Source organism: Gelidibacter mesophilus DSM 14095 (assembly GCF_000423005.1).
Classification (GTDB): Bacteria; Bacteroidota; Bacteroidia; order Flavobacteriales; family Flavobacteriaceae; genus Gelidibacter; species Gelidibacter mesophilus.
In genome coordinates, this window is sequence record NZ_AUHD01000007.1 from 52,127 (window position 1) to 69,171 (window position 17,045).

Here is a 17,045-nt window from a genome sequence, read left to right on the forward strand (position 1 = left end):
TACAATGAAGAGCTTTTATTATTTCTTAGTAGCCATCTTTCTGACCACTCACGTTAGTGCACAAAAACTTACTCCAGCAGAGTATCAAAGCGCAGTAAGTTTTATGCACGAGAATTTAAACAATAAAACGGTATTTAATCTTTACACTAACGCGTATTGGTTTAATGACCATTCCGGACTTTGGTTTGTGGATTACAGCAAAAATAACGAGACTTATAAAACCCTTTCTTTTGAGGATTATAAAGTAAAACTGCTGTTTGATCATGAAAGAATTGCTCAAGAATTATCCAAAATAACGAAAAAAAAAATTGAGGCAAATCAATTGGAGCTCTCAAATATTGAGCGAACAAAAGGGGAGGGTCTAATTTTTGATTTTGACTCGAAGACCTATACATTCCATCCTAAAACCTATCAAATTCAGCTTAAAAAAGAAGAGCAAAAACAGGAGAAAAATGAATTTGAAACTAAGTCGCCAAACGAAAACTGGATTGCTTTCTCCAAAGATTATAATCTGTACATAAAATCTACAAAAACAGATCAGGAGTACCAATTGAGCTTTGACGGTAAAAAAGACTATGAATACGCAACGTATTATGGTTGGTATGATATTTTGGAAGGAGAAAATGCGGAACGTCCAAAACATTTTAAAGTGACGTGGTCTAAAGATTCTAAATGGATTGCAGCTGATGTTGTAGACTTTAGAAATGCAGAGAAGATGTATCTGTTAGACCATAGTATTGACTCCCTTTATAAATCAAAATTACTATCGTATTACAGAGGTTCTCCTGGAGATACGACTATGGTTCATGTCACACCTGTGTTTTTTAATGTTGAAAGCAAAAAGGAAGTAAAAACAAACCTGCCAATAGGAACACATATCAATTCAGTAGCTGTGGAGTGGATGGAAAAGTCTGGCGTACTGTTGGCAGGATATTCAGAAAGAGGTTATAAAAAGGAATTTTTAAAACTAATAGACCATAATACAGGAACTGAAGAGACGCTTGTAGAAGAAACAAGTAAAACGAATATTGATAATTTTTGGTATAGAAAGTTTGATAACAAACAAAAGGTCATCTTCTTGTCGGAGCGCAGCGGATGGCGACAACTCTATATGGTTGATATCAAAACGAATGAAACGAAACCTTTAACTAGTGGTAAGTTTTACATCAATTCCGTTATACATACCGATGAAGAAAACGAAGAAATTTATTTTTTAGCGTCAGGGAAAGACCCCAAAATGAATCCTTATCACCAGCAGCTTTTTAAAGTTGATTTCAAAGGAAACACGCTCTTGCTGACCCCAGAGAATGCACATCATTTGGTGTCTTTTTCAAACGATGGACTCTACTTTGTCGATAATTATTCAAGCGTAAATAATCCTACCAACACTGTTTTGAGATTGGCTAAATCTGGTAAAATAGTGGCGGAATTAACAACGGCAGAGATTGCGGATGTTTTGGTAAAAGGATGGACAGCGCCAGAACCATTTAAATTAACCGCAAAAGATGGCAAGACCACTATTTATGGAGCCCTCTGGAAACCAACTCATTTTGATCCCACCAAATCGTATCCAATAATTGATCATACCTATTCTGGTCCGCATACCCAAATGTTTCCAAAATCGTTTGACAGGGCATTTATGAATCAATCCTTGGCCGAACTCGGTTTTATAGTGATGATGGTGGATGGGTTGGGGAGCTCTGGGCGTTCAAAAGAATTTCATGACCATTCCTATAAAAACATGGGCAATAATCTTGAAGATCACATTCTGGCCATCTCTTATTTAGGAAATCAATACGCTTGGGTGGATACTGATCGTGTGGGGGTTTTTGGTCATTCTGCAGGTGGATATGATACGGGAAGAGCGATGCTCGCGTTTCCTGAGGTGTACAAAGTAGGGGTGGCAAGTTCTGCAGACCATGATTTTAGAATGGAAAAAGCGTGGTGGCCTGAAATGTACCAAGGCTGGCCAGTAGATGCAACTTATGAAGAGGTGTCCAATATAACAAATGCCAAAAACTTGAAAGGAAAATTATTGTTGGTGCATGGTGGGATTGATGAAAACGTAAATCCTTCCGCCACCTTTAAATTCGCGGAAGCTTTAATAAATGCAGATAAGGAATTTGATTTGTTCATTTTTCCAAGTCAACGTCATGGTTATCAAGGCAAGGCTAACAAATATTTCATTAAAAAAAGATGGAATTATTTTGTGGAGCATTTAAAGGAGGAGGTGCCAATTTGGGATTTTAAATGGGAATAAATGAATAAAAATGTTATCGTTATCGGAGGCGGAATCATCGGTTTGTGTTCCGCATATTATCTTCAAAAGGAAGGGCATCACGTCACAATTATTGACCAATCCAATATGGACGCTGGTGCGTCCTATGTCAATGCTGGGTTTTTATCGCCGAGCCATATCATTCCTTTGTCTGCTCCCGGAGTAATGCGGAAAGGTTTGAAATGGATGTTTGATCCCACAAGCCCTCTTTATATCAAGCCACGACTGGATTCTGATTTTTTAAAATGGACCTATGCCTTTAATAAATCCTGCAATCCCAATCATGTTAAAAACGCGATTCCAGCCATTAAATCCTTGGCAGTGTTGAGCCAAGAATTATATAAGGACATTAGGGAAAAGGAGCACTTCTCATCTCAATATCAAAAAGATGGAATATTGATGTTGTTTCAGACTGAGAAAATGCTTCACGAAGAGCTCAAACATGCGCGATTGGCTACGGAAGAAGGTTTGGAAGTGAATGAAGTGACGCTTACTGATTTAAAACAATTGGAGCCAAATGTAAATTTGAACGTTTTAGGTGGTATGTATTATAAATGCGATGCACATACCACACCAAACGAATTTATGACGGAAATGAAAGCCTATTTAAAAACGAATGGGGTGGTATTTTATCCCAATGAGAAGGTGGAAGATTTAGAAGTGAAAAATAAGAAAATAGTAGCACTTGTCACTAAAGCTCATAAACTCACTGCCGATGAATTTGTCTTAGCGGCAGGTTCTTGGAGCGCAACCTTAAGTAAAAAGTTAGGCATCCATTTATTATTGGAGGCCGGAAAGGGGTATAGAATTGATACCACACGGTCCACCGGCATAAAGTTGCCCGCCATTTTAGTTGAATCCAAGGTGGCCGTAACACCGATGCACGGTTTTACTCGTTTTGCAGGCACCATGGAGATTGCGGGAATTAATGATACCATCAATAAATCGAGGGTCAACGCCATTGCTAATGCGGTTACCAAATATTATCCAGAAATATCAGTAACCGATACTGAAAAAGATGCAGCAGCGTCAGGGTTACGGCCGGTCTCTCCTGATGGATTGGCCTATATTGGGACGTCTTCCAAATGTTCTAATTTAATTATCGCGGCAGGTCACGCCATGTTGGGTTGGAGTATGGCCACGGGAACTGGGAAATTAGTGTCTGAACTGATTTCAGAAAAAAAACCAAGTCTAGAATTAAAGATGTTTAGTCCGGATCGGAAGTTTTAAAAAGGTTTTGTTTATGGTGTTTTTATCGGATATATTGGAATTTTTTGCCCTCTAAACCCATCAAAAAGCGGTTGGTCGAATAAATTGTTGAGTTTTTTATTTTTTAACCATATTTGTCTCATTACCAATGATTAATAGCCCAAAATTTATTTATTAACCAACTTAATCTATGCTGTCATGGAGTTAGAAATTACTAAACACACCGCTTTTATTCAAGTAAAGGGAGTTCTTAACAAATTCAATGTACACCAATTCAAAAGAGAATTTTCAAATGTTTTTGAAAAACAGGATGCTGTTGTCATTAACATTGAAAAACTCACTAGTATTGATCGTTATGGCGTGAATGCTTTGGCTCAATTGCATAATGAATCTCTTATTAAAAGTAAAAAACTTTCCATTATAGGAATGGGCTGTGACGATTTATATGAGCATTTCAAATCTGAGGAAACCGCAGCTTGAAGAGCGGCCCCAACCTTCACTAGTTTGCCATTCGTTTTCAATTATTTAAAAAGGATGGTGACTGTGGCATTTAGCTATAGTTGATGTTCAAGTACAAGTTGCATTAGGGTATAGATCGCTTGACTAGGTGTCAATTATTGAGTAGTTCTGAGTAGTTCAAATGTGTGGAAAGAGCAGCTTCCTTAGCAGGACATATCTGCAACGATTTTCCAATGGCCATTAATGTATTTGAATATAATCGTAAAAACACCATTGGTATTACCTACATTTCTTTCTAAATGATATTCCCCAAACACCAAATAGGCACCCTTCGCAATCATTGAAATATCAGTGATTACAAATTTGAGTGTGCCACTTTCCTCTGTGGTAGGGTAATATGTTTTGTAATTAGACAAACTTTTATCCCAGCCATAAGTCATACCGCTCTTCCCAAAAAATTTTAAGGAATCGTTTTTCCAATACCCGTCCATAAATCCTTCCAAATCGTGAGTGTTCCATGCAATTTCTTGATTGGCCAAAGCTTTTTTTATAGCAATTTTCGCTTCACTTTCTGATGGAAACATGTTTTTTTTATCGTTTATATTGCAAGAAAATACTAATAGTAACAGGAATGCATAAAGAGATTTCATGACAGAATTCATTTTGGAGTTTGATGGCTTTGTAAGGTATCCCTTATAAATGAGTTGCTAAAAAAACCTGACCGGTTTTTACCTGTCCGCTGAAGGAGCAAAACCTGTCAGGTTTAATAATTACAAGAATTTTGGTATAATTATTAAAGCGTCTTCAATCGGATATTCCTCCAATAGACTTTAATTCCGCCGCCGTCATGTATCTGTAAGGCTATTTTGCCGTTGGCAGCTCCTATTTTTTCATCAGAAAAATTGACCATCTCCACGCCATTTAACCAACTAGTGATTTGGTTGTCTTTTACTTTGATTCTCAAATCATTCCATGCCCCGTATTTAAGTGCCGCTTCTTTTTCAGGAGATGGCTTGATCAACCAACCACGACCATAAGATTCATAAATACCACCCGTATGAAGGTTTGGCGGTGCAACCTCTATCTGCCACCCAGATATCTTTGTGCCCTCAATTTCAGATCGGATAAACACTCCGCTGTTACCATCGGCTTCTTGTTTAAATTCTAAATTGATCTCAAAGTTCTTATAGTTTTCTTCAGTGGCAAGGTAGCCATATTGTTTGTCTGGACCACTTTCAGAGATTAACAACCCATCTTCTACATACCATTTCTCGGTACCATAGGTTTGCCATCCTTCAAGATTTTTTCCATTGAAAAGTTCTTTGCTAGACTGACAACTTGTGAATGCGAAGCTCAGTGCAATCGCTAGTAAACTAATTTTTTTCATATTTAGAGTTTAAGAGCCCAACATGGTTGAGCTTTGTATTATTTGAATCTTGATTTGATAAAAAGTTGAACAGCCTAAATAACAATCAGCCTGATACTTTTTATAATCTTCTAATTTTAATGTTTCGGAACCAGATAGGGCTAGCATGATCCTGCAACCCAATAAAGCCTGTTTTGAATTTACCATAGTCAGGGCTTCCTTCCCATTTTCCTGAATTCTTTTTCTTATGCCATTCCTCGTCCCACGGAACAAATGATAGTACTTTTATACCATTCAGCCAATGTTCTACATTGTCGGGTGTAAATACAATTTTACTGGAATTCCATTCACCTATAGGATTGAGTTGAATTTTATCGGGATCTGGGGCGTGCATGGAGTAATCTGAGGCTGTTTTATTGAGAGGCTTTAACTCTGAAAGATTTTCCGTATGGCCAAGGCTTTTGTTATATCCGGTAAGATCGTGGATTTTTTCGTAATTTTTGTCGTCTATGAGTTGATATTCTGGAGCTACATTATACGGTGCAGAATAGCCTTCTTTAATATGGTAAAGAATGCCACTGTTTCCGCCCTCGGGAAGTTTCCACTCCAAATAGAGTTCAAAATTATCAAACTCTTCAGCACCATAAATGATGTCACGTCCGCCAGTGTAATCCTCTTCCAACCCGAGCTCTGTATTATAGGTAAGGACTTCATTCTCTATGATCCAACCAGGAGGTAATTGTTCTTCATTGTAGGCTCTCCAACCGTCAAGAGAGGTGCCGTCAAACAAATACTGCCAATCTCCGTCGTTTATTTGGTTCTCACTTTGGTTATTTTCTAGAGCGACTTTTTCTTCTTCAACTTGCTTACGGCTCTTATCTGAATCTTTACAGGCAATTATTGATAGTACCAATAACACACTCGTTAATGTTCTTTTCATTATTATAAGTTTAATATTAAATCGTTTTCATGTTCTGTGGGTCCCATCCAATAAATGCATTTTTCTCATAACTTGCGTTACAGAGTAATGCCGGAGCTGCGGCACGGAAACCAAAAAGTGGATCTTCCGCCACTGTTCCATTATTTCGGATGGCATCGAAAAAATTTCCAAAATGGTCATAATGTGCACCTTTATAACCACTTTGGGCATTATAAACTGTGGTCAGTGGGGCTTCCATTGTTTTCCTATCGGATTTAGTGTTTGCTTCCTTGGCTTTTGCCGCTAAAAAGGGATCATCACTCTCGCCACCTGCATTACGCTTTAACGTCACACGATCCCATTCTACGTCCATTGAGCCTTTGCTCCCCACAAGTTTCAGATAGGTGGTGCCACTGGTGCCATCCACAAAATTACAACGTAGAGAAAGATTGAATGCCGGGTGCTCTTTCGTGTCGGGATAATCAAACATTCCTAATAAGATATCAGGAACTTCCCGACCATCTTTCCAATAGCGCAATCCGCCCATAGCTGCAATTTTATTGGGGCCTATAGAATTTGTGATAAAATGTAAACTGGAAAAAAGATGTACGAAAAGATCTCCTGCCATTCCTGTCCCATAATCGAGGTAATTGCGCCATCTAAAAAAGCGTAAGGGGTCGAAAGGCAGGTCTTTGCTTATGGAAAGATAATTTTTCCAATCCACCGTTTTCGTAGAGGCATCGTTAGGGATAGGATATTGCCATGCCCCAATTGGGGAGTTTCTCGCCCAAAATCCTTCGGCATAATTGAGCTCACCAATAGCGCCAGCGGCCAATAGTTCTTTTGCTTTTTCGTTGCCTAAGGAAGACATACCCTGACTTCCTACGATATAAACCTTACCAGATTTCTTCCAGGCATTAATGATCTCATGTCCTTCATCAACAGTGTGTACCATAGGTTTTTCGCAATACACATGCTTACCTGCATTTAAGGCATCAATGCTGATTTTTTTGTGCCAAAAATCAGGAGTTCCTATAATCACCGCATCAATATCTGACCGTTTTAAAACGTCTTGGTAGTTTTTGGTGACCATCAGATTGCTTCCCCAAGTCGTTTTGGCATCATTTATCCGTCCATCATAGAGATCGCAAACTGCAACTAGCTCAATGTTTTTATGTTGTAAGGCGGTATTGGTGTCGGCAACGCCCATGCCACCTGCACCTATTAATGCGATTTTTAGCGTTTTGGGATTGTTTGAATCTAAGGTCTTCCTTTCAAGAAAATTAAGGGCTTCAGGTGTCTTAGCAAAGACAGAGGGTGTCAATATTGCCGCGGCACCAGCTAGGCCAAGATTTCTCAAAAATAATCGTCTGTGTTTTTCCATTTAAAAGAGGTTTAAAATTTAATTGTGAGTTAAGCGATTTTAGGAAATGTTGTGTTTGTTCCAAAAAACAATTAACTCATGCGTTAGGATTTCAATACGACTAATATAATTGAAATTTAGTTAGGTCTAAAATTGAATTAGTTTGTTTTATGATTTCATGGTAAGATTTACGTTGAAAAATTAGAATGAATAGAAATGTAAGTAATAGAAAGAATGCAAAAGGACCTGACAGGTTTTTACCTGTCCGCCGAAGGAGGAAAACCTGTCAGGTCTAATCTAGGAAATTGATGAATTCTAAGTATCCAAATCAATCTTTTAAAGGCATATGAGTGGAGGTGATATATACCTTAGGCTGTTTGGTGTCCATTTGTTTTGTTGAAATATAAAGCTCCTTAACGGTTTTTAACCTAGGTTAAGGCCTCATCGCCTGAGATTGGTTTGCTGTTATAGAAAAAGAGTGCGCCTTTTTCCTTCCTATCAGCGATATGATCACTTGCCGTCATTGCCGGTTGTAAGATGTCGTTGTCGTCTTGTATAACAACCACATAACCATCCGTTTCATCTTTACTTTTATTTATAGTGTTTTAATAAAAAGCCACTAATATACGAATGTGATATAAACCTATTCGTAAATTAGTGGCTCAAAATCTTTGCGCCTCAGCGACCCTGCCTTCCGGCAGGCAGGTCTGAGAGAGAAAATCTTATTTACTCAACTCGGTAAAATACTTATAAAACAAAGGAATAGTTGAAATTCCTTTCAAGTAATTCCAAATTCCAAAATGTTCGTTAGGTGAGTGGATGGCGTCACTGTCCAGGCCAAAGCCCATCAAAATGGTTTTACTTTTTAATTCCTGCTCAAATAACGAAACAATAGGTATACTGCCGCCACTACGTTGTGGAATTGGCGTTTTTCCAAAAGTTTCTTCATAAGCTTTTGAAGCAGCCTGATAGCCAACACTATCAATTGGGGTAACATAGCCTTGACCGCCATGATGCGGTTTTACCAATACTTTAACCCCTTTCGGCGCAAGGCTTTCAAAATGTTTCTTGAACAATTCTGTGATTTCCTCCCAGTCTTGATGTGGCACCAACCGCATTGAAATTTTCGCAAACGCTTTACTCGCGATAACCGTTTTGGCACCTTCCCCGGTATAACCGCCCCAAATGCCGTTGACATCTAAGGTTGGTCTTATAGAATTACGTTCGTTGGTGTTGTAGCCTTTTTCACCGTATACATCGTCTATATCTAGAGCTTTTTTATAATTCTCCAATGAAAACGGCGCTTTTGCCATTTGAGCACGCTCTTCATCTGATAGATTTTCAACCTTATCATAAAACCCAGGAATGGTAATATGATTGTTTTCGTCATGCAAAGATGCGATCATCTTAGTTAACACGTTGATCGGATTTGCTACGGCACCGCCGTATAGGCCAGAATGTAAATCTCTGTTTGGCCCAGTAACCTCTACTTCCACGTAGCTTAAGCCTCGTAATCCTGTTGTAATTGATGGGGTGTCTTGTGAAATCATGCCCGTATCAGAGATGAGGATGACATCATTTTTTAATTTCTCCTGATTTTTTTTAACAAACTTTCCAAGGTTGACACTGCCCACCTCTTCTTCACCTTCTATCATAAATTTAACATTACAGGGCAATTGATTTGTTGACGTCATAAATTCCATCGCTTTGACGTGCATATACATTTGACCTTTGTCGTCACAGGCACCTCTAGCAAATATGGCGCCTTCAGGATGAATGTCTGTTTTTTTGATCACTGGTTCAAACGGTGGTGAGGTCCAAAGGTTGATAGGATCGGCCGGTTGTACATCATAATGGCCGTAAACCAAAACCGTTGGCAAATTTTTGTCAATTATTTTTTCACCATAGACGATTGGATAACCTTCAGTTTCGCAAATTTCAACATGATCACAACCTGCTTTTTCCAAGCTTTTCTTAACTTCATCTGCCGTTTTTAGAACATCCTTTTTAAAAGCAGAATCGGCACTCACCGATGGTATCTTAAGCAATTCTATGAGTTCATTTATAAATCGGTCTTTATTTTTTTCTACGTAACTATCTATGTTTTGCATGTTATAATAATTAATTAATTCCAATGTTTTGGGCGTTGATTTCTGAGTGATTCAAAAGTACAAAAAATGAAGTGAATTTTTCTTGAATAAAGTTATTTGTATATTCAAAGGAATCATTATATTTGCATCCCGATAATATTCGGAACCTATGCAGGTGTGGTGGAATTGGTAGACACGCTAGACTTAGGATCTAGTGCCGCGAGGTGTGGGAGTTCGAGTCTCCCCACCTGTACAGAAAAAAAGCTTCTCTTCTTAGAGGGGCTTTTTTGCTTTTGAAGGAATTTGGTAGAGACGTCACGCTTTGGGGCGTGATGCCGCAAGGTGTGGGAGTTCGTCCCAGGAGCTATCGGGAACCCACCTATACAAAACCGAAGCTTCTCTTTTTAGAGAGGCTTTTTTTATTTAGACACATTCACTAAATCGGTAAATAATTTAAATTTTATCATCATATTATCTATAAATAAGAGTCTAGGTTTTAAAACGTCTTTCACAAGAAATACCAAAAATTATTCCCCTTAAGGCCACTATTGTTGTAACGTTCTCGGCTTCAGCAATAAATAAATTATTTATTTTTTTATATCGGATAAATTTATCTGCATTAAATTGAGCTTGTATATTTGCATAATCATTTTGATAAATTCGCAAAACGGAGCATTTAATTTGTTAAATTTAGAGTGCCGCAACCATTGAAATTTCGGAAGTGAAATATTGCGATATAGCTTCTTATGAAATTAGGAAGAAGTGATTTACCATTCCTGTGTTGGAAATTGCTCAATCGAATTGCTTTAGTGGAACCTTGATATTTCGCATTAAACTATCCGCGGATTGTATGATCATCATAGCAAAGTCTGCTTTGCGTACGGTAAGCACCATTTACTTATGACGTAATTAATTTACTTATTAATTGAATTACAATAACTACTCAAGAAGATCTTGATGCTTTTGAAGAATTCGTGTCCCAAGAAACGATAAATAGGAAATAAATTAAACTTTATGAAAAATTGTAAGATAGGAATCTTGTTGTTTTTAGCGGTACTCCCAAACATTTTAAGTGCCCAGGAGAAAATTACAACAGATAATTGGCTTTCCAGTCCTGGAATTATTGGGACGTTCATCTTAATAGCCATTGTGATGATCATTGCGATCATTATTTTGTTCATAAAATTAAATGGCTATATCGACAGTATGAAGCGTAGGCAGCTCGATAAGCATCGGATGGCATTTGATGATGAGATTGTGGCAATGGAAGGTGCTGATATTGATACTATTCTTGAAAAGCGTAAAGCCGCTTTAACCTACAAACTCAAAGGGGACGAATTATCTGGAGATAATGAGGCGGTTGATGATAAAGGGTTATTACATCGGGTAGAAAAAGATCCGAACAATGCCTTCTTTGACGAAAAGAAAAAGACATCTCTCAGTCTCGAAACGCCTCAGGAATTAAAGAAAATAGTTATTTATTATATTGGTGCTGCAGCTATTTGGCTGGTGTTGGGGACTTTGATTGGCCAGTATTTAGGAATGAAATTCCTTTGGCCAGAAATGGACCAGCAATCGTGGTTGAGCTTCGGTCGTTTACGTCCGGTGCATACGAATATGGTGTTTTGGGGCTGGTCTTCATTGGCGATGATTGGTCTTGGTTATTTTGTGATTGCCCGTACCTCAAACACTAAAATTTACAATTACAAATGGGCTTGGACGGCGTGGTTGCTTATTAATGCTACTATAATATTGGGTACTCTCTGTTTAATGGCAGGTATCAATAACGGTGGTGGAGAATACAGGGAGTATATTTGGCCCGTTATGATCCTATTTGCCATAGGTTTAATTATTACGTTTTATAATTTCTATAAAACGGTCGCCACCCGTAAAATATCCGAAATATACATTTCCAATTGGTTTATTTTGGCGGCGCTCATCTGGACCATAGTATTGGCTATCATTGGCTATTTACCTTTTTACCAAGATGGATTGGGTGAAACTGTCATCCAAGGTTATTATATGCACCAAGGGGTAGGCATGTGGTTTATGACCTTTACCCTAGGGTTGGTCTATTATTATTTGCCATCAGCATTAAACAAACCTATTTATTCGTATTCATTGGGAGTGTTGGCGTTTTGGACACAAATGCTTTTTTATACCATGATTGGGACGCATCACTTTGTGTTTAGTCCGCTACCTTGGTGGTTGCAAACCATAGCCATTGTATTTAGTGCTGGAATGGTCATCCCGGTTGTTGCTGGTACCACCAACTTTTTAATGACCATGAAAGGAGCGTGGAACCATATCTCCAAGAGTTATGTACTGCCGTTCTTTTTGGTAGGGACCGTCTTCTATTTTGTAGGATCGATGCAAGGAAGTGTTCAGGCATTTCGTTTTACGAATTTTGTTTGGCATTTTACTGATTTTAATGTCGCCCACTCCCATATGACCATGTATGGCATTATTGCTTTTTTCTTATGGGCCTGTATTTATGCCATTTTACCGAAATTGACCGGAAAGGAGCCTTCACAAGTCTTTGTAGGCGCTCATTTTTGGTTGGCTTTTATTGGTCTTTTTGCCTATATGATTTCGCTCATGGCTGGAGGTACCTACAGAGGCTTAAGCTGGATAGATGGCAACCCTTTTATAGAGTCGGTCATATTGATGACACCATATTGGGTATGGCGTGCCGTTGGAGGGTCGTTGATGTTTGCCTCACACCTCGTATTTGCATATAACTTTTACTATATGGTGAAAGGATATAATAAGACAAAACCGTCAGAATTAGCAAAACCAATAGAAGAAATAACCGTTTAATCCTACGTACAACATGCTTAATTTTCATAAAGAACATAAAAACTTGGTGCTTACGGCAGGCGGTGTATTTATTGCCTTGAGTACGCTTATCGCCATACTTCCGGCATTTCAAATGCAGGGCACTGAACCCATTCCCGACGAAAAACCATTGACCGCTCATGAAGAAGAAGGTCTTAGGGTCTATGTGTCTGAAAACTGTATGGCTTGCCACACACAACAAGTGCGAAATATTGAAATGGACAATGTATGGGGCAGTAGACCGTCCATTCCTTCAGATTATTTTTATAGTAAAAAACGTTTGGACGTTTGGAGACAATCGCCTTCTACTTTAGGAAGTGAGCGTACGGGGCCTGATCTTACAAATATAGGCGCACGTCAGCCTAGTGAAGATTGGCATCTGCTTCATTTATATAATCCAAGAGCGGTGGTTTCAGCTTCTGTCATGCCGTCCTATCCTTGGCTGTTCAAAGAAGTGGATAGTTCATATATGCCGACAGACGCTAAAGTAGTCGCGGTTCCGAAGGCGTATTTCAACAAACCTGGTAAAAAAATAATAGCCTCTTACGACGCTCTAAGGTTAGTTGATTATTTAAAATACTTGAAACAAACGGAATTGCCTGGAGACAACGTTAATGATTTTATTCCAGCGCTTAAGAAAATTGAAGCGGCACGATCAGAGGACGGAACCCAATCTTTAGATGGCGCCAATTTATATGCTCAGGTTTGTGCAGCGTGCCATCAGGGTACAGGAAAAGATATTGTGGGCGCCTTCCCGTCATTGGTTGGAAGTTCAATTGTGAACGATGAAAACTCCGAAAAACTGATTAGAGTAGTTCTCCAAGGGTATGACGCCCGTACAGATTACGGTGTGATGCCCCCATTTGGAGATCAGCTTACCGATGCTGAGATTGCTGCCATACTTACGCATGAACGAAGCAGCTGGGGGAACGACGCGGCTCCTGTTACTGAAGAGGATGTGGCAAAAATAAGACAATATTTAGAAATGGAACTAAATAAATAGGACATGAAAAAAGGAACTTTATTAGCCGTTTTATTATTTTTTGTAGGTCAATATTGGGCAGTTGCTTGCGATGTTTGCAAGGAAAATCAGCCCAAAGGATTTGAAAATATTACCCATGGTGCTGGGCCGTCAGGAAACCTGGATTATATTATTATCTGGGGTGCAGTTATTATCGTTGGGTTTACACTCGTTTATAGTCTTAAATATTTGATAAGACCTAAAGAGGGTAATCCTGATCATATAAAGAACATTGTTAAAAACGAAGGGTTTTAGAATTATGGAAGACAATAGAAACATCAAAGTTTTTTTGGATGATGACACGAAGCCATTTGCGTCATTCGCACCTCCGGTGAAAATAGTGTTGGATACTACGAAAATACCAGATGGAAAACATGTATTGAAAATTGTGGCCAAATCCTCCAACAATGTGGAAGGAGTAAGAGAAATTCCTTTTGTAGTGCGTAACGGACCGGAAATCTCGGTTCTGGGATTGAAGGAAAACGAAACGGTAGATTCTCAAATCCCTATAACCATAAACGCCTACGGAAGTGAAACCTCCGATTTTTTTGTAATTCGTGGTTCTGAAACACCTAAGGCTATTACTGCTTGGGTTTGGGCATTATTGATTATGGTTTTTGCCTTCGGATTGTTTTATATCATCATGTACTGGGATCCTGAACTTTATAAGTCATTCTTTTAGATATGCAAAGTGAAATTTTGAACCTGGATGACATAAAAATCCTTGTCGATTCTTTCTATGGCAAGGTGCGGGAAGACGATTTGCTCTCGCCTATTTTTAATCGCGTTATTGAGGACCGCTGGCCAGAACATCTCAAAAGGATGTACACGTTTTGGCAGACGGTTTTATTGGGTGAGCACACTTACTTTGGCAGCCCTTTCCCACCACATGCACATTTAGCCATAACAAAAGAACATTTTGACCAATGGCTAGACCTTTTTTTTATTTCCATTGACGAGAATTTTGTAGGTGAGAAAGCAGAAGAAGCCAAATGGCGCGCGTCAAAGATGGCTGAAATATTCCAACATAAAATTGCCCGATACCAATATGCCATTCAAAAGTGATAGTTTAACTGCATAAAATAGAAATTGTCAGTTTCCAAATTCTTAGGGAGAAATTTTTACGATCATAAATTTAATTCGGATAACTTTATCCTAATTAAAAATATGCGTAACTTTGTACTGTCAGAAATTCAAAAAAAATAATTATATATGAAAACAGCATCATTAACAAGCGACGTCCAATACCACGAAACGAGACCCACCATTCAAGTGTTGTTAGAAACAGAAAACGGAAAAGAAATACGGATTGCATTCAAAAAAGGCCAGGTTATGAAGGAGCATAAAACCCCTTTCGCCATTGTGGTTGAGATTTTTGAAGGTGGAATTGATTTTGGAGTCAATGGAGAAGTGCTCAATTTAGTCAAAGGTGATTTAGTTTCACTTGATGGCGGAGTGCCTCACGATCTTACAGCAGTTAAAGACAGTATTGTCAGGTTAAGCTTGAATAAAGCAGATAGTGCGAAACGTGTGGAAGATGTTGCAAATAAATCATAAAAAATAATCATTAGAGTCCAGTAATAAAAATTAGAAAAGATAATATACCCATTAAAAGAGAAGTGTTCACGGGGTTTTCAAAAAATGATCTCTTCCTTTTTTAGAAACTTGGGGTATGGAAAGTGATTGGCCAATTTTAGATTAAATACTAGCTGTTTGTCAATTATTTACACTTTAGTCTTTGTTCTTTATTCTATAAGCGAAATGTCTTGATTCTTTTTCGGACAATAATGTAAACTAATATAAAATCTAAATCCTATAAAATTTCATATTATGAAACGTACAGCTCATGCCGTGTGGAACGGCCCTTTAAAAGAAGGGGAAGGAAAAATAACAACCCAAAGCAAGGTTTTAAACAACTCACAATATTGTTTTAACTCCCGATTTGGAGAAAGCAAGAGTACCAATCCAGATGAATTGCTTGCCGCCGCTCACGCCGGCTGTTTTGCCATGGCATTGAGTTTGATTCTTGGCAAAGAAGGCTATACTCCGGATGCACTTGAAGTGTCTTCTGAAGTGACCATGGATGCTGATAAATTGGAGCTAACAGGGTCACATTTGACGCTCAAGGCAAACATCCCAAATATCGACCATGATAAGTTTATGGAATGTGCCAATGCCGCCAAAGATAATTGTCCAGTAAGCAAAGCCTTGAGCCTAAATATCAATATGGACGCACAACTTCAATAACCTCATTAGAATGGAAAACGCAAGGAAATTAGCACAGAAAAAAGCAGACTTGGCGCCCAAGCAAATAGAAGCTTGGAGAACCTTTAGTAGAACCGTGTTTCAGGAAGGTGCTTTGGACGAAAAATCCAAACAGCTTATTGCCGTGGCTGTGGCACACGTTACCCAATGTCCGTATTGCATTAGAGCTCACACCCCACAAGCCATGCGTAAAGGCGCCACTAAGGAGGAAATCATGGAAGCCATTTGGGTGGCCGCTGCTGGCAGGGCAAGTGGAGCCTACACCCATGCGAGTATTGCAGTAGACGCCATGGAAGGCAATGCTGAAGCAGGATTATATCCAACCTCGACTCCAGAAATGGCTAGAAAAAAAGCAGATTTGGCTTTGAAACAGGTAGAGGCTTGGCGACCTTTCAGTAATGCCGTATTTACTGCAGGTGCGCTTGACGAAAAAACAAAGCAGCTGATTGCTTTGGCGATTTCACATGTTACCCAATGTGCGAATTGTATAAAAGGCCATACGAAAACAGCGCAATTGAAAGGCGCTAGCAATGAGCAAATGATGGAAGCTATTTGGGTTGCCGCTGAAATGCGCGCTGGAGCAGCTTATGCCCATGCTTCAATTGCCATGGAAGAAATGGAAAAATTCAGTTAGTAGTAACATGATGTCGCAAATAAGATGGGCTATGTAATCCATTTTTTGAAACATTGGTAGGGTAGACGTTTTGTTTAAAACGACTTCACTTTTTAAATTTAGACCCAGGGTGAAGATAAGAAAATAGAGAAAAGTAAAACTTAAACCATACTACAATGAACTTAATTGAAAACATAGTACAGTTTTTGCGAAAACCAAAAACTGAAACCGAAGGGAAGGCTCCAGAGGGCACCTGTCCTGTTTGTTGGGGCTATCAGGAATATGATAGCAAGCTTCGTAAGATGTTTAAGGATAAACAAATAGACGTAAACAACCATAAGGACAGTTATATGAAGGTCCAAAAGTTTATGGTGAAGTATGTTGATGGCATCCGTTTAAAACAAGGAGAAATTACAGAATGTCCCACTTGCAACAAGCATTCTGAAGCTGATGTAAATGTGGTATCTGAATAGGTGCCAAAGACAATGTGGCGTTAAGGATGGGTGAAACTCGAAAAATATCGCTATTGGTGGTTGGTGAAATAATCGTGAGAAATTGTTTTGTACCGGAAATTATCAAGGAATATTTTGGAGTGATGTTGTGACAATACGCTATTTTCACCTA

The 17,045-nt window shown here is 38.7% G+C and carries 18 protein-coding genes and 1 tRNA gene; 13 read left to right on the forward strand and 6 right to left on the reverse strand.

Going from position 1 to position 17,045, the window contains the following annotated elements; all coding sequences use genetic code 11:
- Nucleotides 1–4 precede the first annotated feature (4 nt).
- The 3 genes from G525_RS0109065 to G525_RS0109075 all read left to right on the forward strand — a co-directional run bounded on the left by G525_RS0109065 (nt 5) and on the right by G525_RS0109075 (nt 3,967).
- Entirely contained in the window at nt 5–2,260 is a 2,256-nt protein-coding gene (locus G525_RS0109065; RefSeq protein WP_035479368.1) for a S9 family peptidase, read from the forward strand.
- Nucleotides 2,261–3,508: an NAD(P)/FAD-dependent oxidoreductase gene (locus G525_RS0109070; RefSeq protein ID WP_027125898.1), complete on the forward strand. Its 1,248-nt coding sequence runs from the start codon at nt 2,261–2,263 to the stop codon at nt 3,506–3,508.
- 177 nt (nt 3,509–3,685) lie between these two features.
- The gene (locus tag G525_RS0109075) at nt 3,686–3,967 is read left to right on the forward strand and encodes an STAS domain-containing protein (protein WP_027125899.1); all 282 of its coding nucleotides are present in this window, start codon (nt 3,686–3,688) and stop codon (nt 3,965–3,967) included.
- Between the two features lie 182 nt (nt 3,968–4,149).
- Here G525_RS0109075 and G525_RS0109080 read toward each other — a convergent pair whose 3' ends face one another.
- From G525_RS0109080 to G525_RS0109105, 6 genes are all read right to left on the reverse strand, one after another.
- Nucleotides 4,150–4,530, reverse strand: coding sequence for a YybH family protein (locus G525_RS0109080; RefSeq protein ID WP_245577759.1), 381 nt, complete (start codon nt 4,528–4,530; stop codon nt 4,150–4,152).
- Between the two features lie 209 nt (nt 4,531–4,739).
- Nucleotides 4,740–5,333 (reverse strand): 3-keto-disaccharide hydrolase, encoded by a 594-nt coding sequence (locus tag G525_RS0109085; RefSeq protein WP_027125901.1) that lies wholly within the window; start codon nt 5,331–5,333, stop codon nt 4,740–4,742.
- Between the two features lie 100 nt (nt 5,334–5,433).
- Nucleotides 5,434–6,252 carry a 3-keto-disaccharide hydrolase gene (locus tag G525_RS0109090; protein WP_027125902.1) on the reverse strand — a complete coding sequence of 273 codons (819 nt, stop codon included), beginning with the start codon at nt 6,250–6,252 and terminating at the stop codon, nt 5,434–5,436.
- Between the two features lie 16 nt (nt 6,253–6,268).
- Nucleotides 6,269–7,615 carry a Gfo/Idh/MocA family protein gene (locus G525_RS0109095; protein WP_027125903.1) on the reverse strand — a complete coding sequence of 449 codons (1,347 nt, stop codon included), beginning with the start codon at nt 7,613–7,615 and terminating at the stop codon, nt 6,269–6,271.
- Between the two features lie 407 nt (nt 7,616–8,022).
- Nucleotides 8,023–8,160 (reverse strand): hypothetical protein, encoded by a 138-nt coding sequence (locus G525_RS22235; protein WP_157491911.1) that lies wholly within the window; start codon nt 8,158–8,160, stop codon nt 8,023–8,025.
- Nucleotides 8,161–8,316: 156 nt separating this feature from the next.
- Nucleotides 8,317–9,705 (reverse strand): dipeptidase, encoded by a 1,389-nt coding sequence (locus G525_RS0109105; protein ID WP_027125904.1) that lies wholly within the window; start codon nt 9,703–9,705, stop codon nt 8,317–8,319.
- Nucleotides 9,706–9,855: 150 nt separating this feature from the next.
- Between G525_RS0109105 and G525_RS0109110 the strand changes: the two genes are divergently transcribed.
- The 10 genes from G525_RS0109110 to G525_RS20615 all read left to right on the forward strand — a co-directional run bounded on the left by G525_RS0109110 (nt 9,856) and on the right by G525_RS20615 (nt 16,894).
- A tRNA-Leu gene (locus G525_RS0109110) sits at nt 9,856–9,937 on the forward strand.
- A gap of 761 nt (nt 9,938–10,698) precedes the next feature.
- A complete protein-coding gene (locus G525_RS0109120) occupies nt 10,699–12,504 on the forward strand; it encodes a cbb3-type cytochrome c oxidase subunit I (protein ID WP_027125905.1) in 1,806 nt (601 codons plus the stop codon).
- Between the two features lie 13 nt (nt 12,505–12,517).
- Nucleotides 12,518–13,525 (forward strand): cbb3-type cytochrome c oxidase subunit II, encoded by a 1,008-nt coding sequence (locus G525_RS0109125; RefSeq protein WP_027125906.1) that lies wholly within the window; start codon nt 12,518–12,520, stop codon nt 13,523–13,525.
- A gap of 3 nt (nt 13,526–13,528) precedes the next feature.
- Nucleotides 13,529–13,798 (forward strand): hypothetical protein, encoded by a 270-nt coding sequence (locus G525_RS0109130; protein WP_027125907.1) that lies wholly within the window; start codon nt 13,529–13,531, stop codon nt 13,796–13,798.
- 4 nt (nt 13,799–13,802) lie between these two features.
- Nucleotides 13,803–14,225, forward strand: coding sequence for a cytochrome c (locus G525_RS0109135; RefSeq protein WP_027125908.1), 423 nt, complete (start codon nt 13,803–13,805; stop codon nt 14,223–14,225).
- A 2-nt stretch (nt 14,226–14,227) separates the two neighbouring features.
- Nucleotides 14,228–14,608: a group III truncated hemoglobin gene (locus G525_RS0109140; RefSeq protein ID WP_027125909.1), complete on the forward strand. Its 381-nt coding sequence runs from the start codon at nt 14,228–14,230 to the stop codon at nt 14,606–14,608.
- Between the two features lie 147 nt (nt 14,609–14,755).
- On the forward strand, nt 14,756–15,100 hold the full coding sequence (locus G525_RS0109145; protein WP_027125910.1) for a cupin domain-containing protein: 345 nt from the start codon (nt 14,756–14,758) through the stop codon (nt 15,098–15,100).
- A 273-nt stretch (nt 15,101–15,373) separates the two neighbouring features.
- A complete protein-coding gene (locus G525_RS0109150; protein ID WP_027125911.1) occupies nt 15,374–15,790 on the forward strand; it encodes an OsmC family protein in 417 nt (138 codons plus the stop codon).
- A gap of 10 nt (nt 15,791–15,800) precedes the next feature.
- A complete protein-coding gene (locus G525_RS22655) occupies nt 15,801–16,442 on the forward strand; it encodes a carboxymuconolactone decarboxylase family protein (RefSeq protein WP_035479371.1) in 642 nt (213 codons plus the stop codon).
- Nucleotides 16,443–16,597: 155 nt separating this feature from the next.
- Nucleotides 16,598–16,894 (forward strand): hypothetical protein, encoded by a 297-nt coding sequence (locus tag G525_RS20615; RefSeq protein ID WP_035479373.1) that lies wholly within the window; start codon nt 16,598–16,600, stop codon nt 16,892–16,894.
- Nucleotides 16,895–17,045 lie beyond the last annotated feature (151 nt).